This is a genomic window from Rosenbergiella sp. YN46 (assembly GCF_036620675.1).
Classification (GTDB): Bacteria; Pseudomonadota; Gammaproteobacteria; order Enterobacterales; family Enterobacteriaceae; genus Jejubacter.
Window position 1 is genome coordinate 1 of the sequence record NZ_JAZHEE010000126.1, and the last position, 607, is coordinate 607.

Here is a 607-nt window from a genome sequence, read left to right on the forward strand (position 1 = left end):
AAAGAATCTCCATCAGTGATTCGACGAATAATCTCCTTTTTCCAGTATTTGTCCTTTCCCAAGGTAGACCTAGAAACTACTTTATCATAGGATTCTGCAGTTTCATTAAAAAATTTAGGGACGAGATTTTTTGGTGATTCCGCTGACAATATCAAACATTAGTAGTATAGTAATTTAAAGAAATTTTAAGTAAACACGAACATTTTCAAAATTGATTTTCAAAATTAACTTAGGCATTGTAGAGAATTACCAAGGCTGCAATAAGTCCAATTACCAGAGGAAGAAAGTAGGGAGGAACTTTTTTCGGTTTACTTGTAGAAAAAATAGAATCCTTTCCATCATCTGGATACATATTCTAATATGCGTTTCATTCCATTTAATTCTGATGTAAAAATTAGGTTTATTTTCGTAATTTTTCTTTTGCTATGTTTGCAATTGCTTCTGACATTTCTTTTGTACCAGCATTCCCACCAAGATCATAGGTAACAGTTTTTCCTTCATTGATCACTTGCGTTGTAGCATCAAAGATTGCCTGTTTAATATCTGGCTCACCTAGGTATTCTATCATCCACGCCCCAGATAATACGGTTGCAGTGGGATTCACCTT

Annotated in this window: 1 protein-coding gene; it reads right to left on the minus strand. The window is 33.9% G+C overall.

Annotated elements, in window-relative coordinates:
* Positions 1-400: 400 nt before the first annotated feature.
* The coding region (locus V3W49_RS22840; RefSeq protein WP_500148250.1) for an isocitrate/isopropylmalate family dehydrogenase at positions 401-607 on the minus strand (207 nt) is incomplete at its 5' end.